The 2,690-nt window shown below is 59.7% G+C and carries 3 protein-coding genes and 1 pseudogene; 1 reads left to right on the forward strand and 3 read right to left on the reverse strand.

Translation table 11 applies throughout. The features are described from left to right. Positions 1 to 682: DnaB-like helicase N-terminal domain-containing protein (locus K5845_RS21135; RefSeq protein WP_287959978.1), on the reverse strand; the 682-nt coding region annotated here is incomplete at its 3' end. A gap of 293 nt (positions 683 to 975) precedes the next feature. Here K5845_RS21135 and K5845_RS21140 point away from each other — a divergent pair. After that, entirely contained in the window at positions 976 to 1,341 is a 366-nt protein-coding gene (locus tag K5845_RS21140; protein WP_287959979.1) for a hypothetical protein, read from the forward strand. Positions 1,342 to 1,374: 33 nt separating this feature from the next. Here K5845_RS21140 and K5845_RS21145 read toward each other — a convergent pair whose 3' ends face one another. Together K5845_RS21145 and K5845_RS21155 are read right to left on the reverse strand one after the other, a co-directional pair. Further along, positions 1,375 to 1,896, reverse strand: coding sequence for a hypothetical protein (locus K5845_RS21145; RefSeq protein WP_287959980.1), 522 nt, complete (start codon positions 1,894 to 1,896; stop codon positions 1,375 to 1,377). 111 nt (positions 1,897 to 2,007) lie between these two features. Further along, positions 2,008 to 2,690, reverse strand: a pseudogene (locus K5845_RS21155) (DUF7483 domain-containing protein); the annotation flags it as partial.

Below are 2,690 nucleotides of genomic sequence, written 5' to 3' on the forward strand. Positions count from 1 at the left end.
GCCGCGCCCCAAGAATTATCAGGTCGCTCCGCTGGAACCCGCTCAGCAGCCGGTCAAGGTCGGCAAACCCGCTCGCAATCCCGGTGATGCCCGCACCACTCGCCTTCGCCGCTTCCGCCTGCTTGATCACCTCGATCAGGTTCTCACGCATCCCGCGCGCGCCGGTCTTGTGCCCACCTGCCTCGGAAAGCCTGAACAGTTCGCTTCCCGCGCTTTCCACGACGCCATCCACGTCCTCCGGCCGCGCCGCATCGCGCGCCTTGGCGTGCAGGTTCTCCGCAAGGCCCATCAGTTGCCGTTGCTTGAAGGCCGTCAGGATGACGTCGGCCAGGCTTCGTGCGTCACCCGCGAACGCCGCATTCTCGAACATGCTGGAGAGATGCGGAAACAGCTTCTCATCCGCATCGAAGCTTGTTCCCCGAAGCCGCTCCCGAATGGTGATCGGGTTCGCCTCCCCTCCCCGGCCGTTGATGATCGCCTCCATAGCGCCGAACACCGCACCATGCAGGGGAACGTAGAAGTGGTCCGCCTCCAATCGGCCGTACAAATCATCGTAGAGGCGGTTGTTGACCATGATCGTACCGAGCAACGCCTGCTCAGCCTGAACACTGTGCGGAACACCGGCAGCCTTGAACGGGGCATCACCCCTCAGCGGTACAAAGCGCGCGGCCCCCTCTCCCATTTCTGCATCATGGCTTCAACAGGAGTCATGCGCCACCACTAGCAATCAAACAACATTCATACGGGGCATCCTGCATGCATGCCGATGGCGTGAAAAGAGTCACATGCGCCATGACCATGAACGTATCGCCGCCCCAGACACCGCCATGCTGCCCGGTCATGCCGGCCGCGACAAGGGCCGCGCTTTCCGCGCGCCTTCGGTTACAGCCCTGTGCGGCCGCCATCGACGACCGTGCGACGCTTGCGGGATGGGACGGCACGACGCGGTCCCGGCAACACTGAAAGCATATGCCAATGACCGATAAACTCCCCCCACACAACCTCCTACGCCACATAGACCCCGACAGCCACGCCCTCAATGCCATATGCATTACCCAGCACGTGCTCTCGCAAGACCCCAACGAACAAGACCAATACGGGTTCGTCGAGCGCCTTGGTGGAACGTTGAAGATGTACGAACTCATCCAAGAAATGACCAATGCCGTAAGCCAATTTGAGTGTCGCTACGACCATAGCCCTTGGAATGACCTTATCGCCGCCGACTGGGAAAGCACGTGCTACACTTACACCAGCCGCGTGATTAGCCTCGTAATGGAACATGGGGATTGGCCGGACTTTCACGCCATACTTCTCGACGTGATCTTTGCCCGACCCGGATAAACAGCCAATTGAATAACGGCCGCTATTGGTCCCCTACATATGCCGCAGCCAAAGACGCATCGCCCGTTCCGTCCGACCTGCAAGCGCCTCCATTGCGGCGTCATCCCTTCCCTCCTGCACCAGAAGATCGTCCGCCACCGCCACCAATTCATGCAAGACGCCCTCCGGGAACCGGTCCAAGCCACATCGCCGAGCGTTTTCCGCACAATGCCTCGCCGCTACAAAACTGTCGGCATCGTTTCGCGCAAGCGCTCGGCCCATATCAAGCAAGTACTGAACCGCCGCGCGATGAAGCTGCTCCTCGCGTTTGAGCGCCATGTCACACACAATCATCCTAGTGAACGATCTCTCCGCGTAATGGCGCACACCGTGCTTCTCCAATGCCCCCGGTGCCTCAAGAAGGCTTGTTGCGAAATACTCGCGTAGCTCGCCAAGGCGCATGGAGATTTCCATCACATCACTCAGGTTGGACCAATCCCTACCCTCACTCTGCTTTCGAACCAACCGGTCTGCTTCACCAGCCGCTTCCGTAAAGCGCCACGCATCGTCTCTCATACTTCCAGTATACACCGAAGAGTTTTAGCATCCCACACGCCTGCCTACCGATGCGGCAGTTTCCGCGTAGTACGCGCACCACGCCGCATAAGCATGCTCATCGGATAATCCCTAACGCGCGTTCGCATACTTGAACGGCGCCTCGGCGAAGGCCGCGTAAATATACGTCGCACCTGAAGCATTGAACGCGTTGTTGTTGGTGCGGATCTTGAACCCATTCGACAGCAGGTCCATGCTCACCAAACTGTTCTCGGAATTATTGCCGTCTGGCACAAGGCGCGTGTCAATGGGATTGTAAGTGGGCCGGTTCATGTCCACCAGTTACCAGCTGTTGCCCGATGAACTGGACTGCTTGAGCAGCACGAACGCCGGGCGGAACCCTGTGTTGATGAACGGGCCATCGTTGCTGCCGTTACCCGTGTAGCTGCCAAAGCTGGAGAACCCCGGCACCTCGGCCCATGCGTAGACGATATAGTTGGTGCCGTTGCCGTTCACCTGCGCCTGCCCGGCCCAACCGTTCTTGCCCACGTAGATATTGGTGCTGTCTGGCGCGGTGTTATTCCAGATGGCCGTGCTGCTGCCGCAGGCGTTGGCGCCGGACAGGGTGCACTCATTGGATTCCGGGGTCAGCGCCGAGTGCCACACCTTCCAGCTTTGCCCACTGTTGCGCGCCTTGAGGATGAACATCGCCGGAGCCTTGCCCAAGCCGTGTGCTACCGCCCGCCCGGTACCGTTGTTGCCCGTATAGGTAACAACGTTGAATCCCGGTGTTGTCCCCTTCTTCCAGGCCCACG

This window comes from Filomicrobium sp. (genome assembly GCF_025698805.1).
Lineage (GTDB): Bacteria > Pseudomonadota > Alphaproteobacteria > Rhizobiales > Hyphomicrobiaceae > Filomicrobium > Filomicrobium insigne.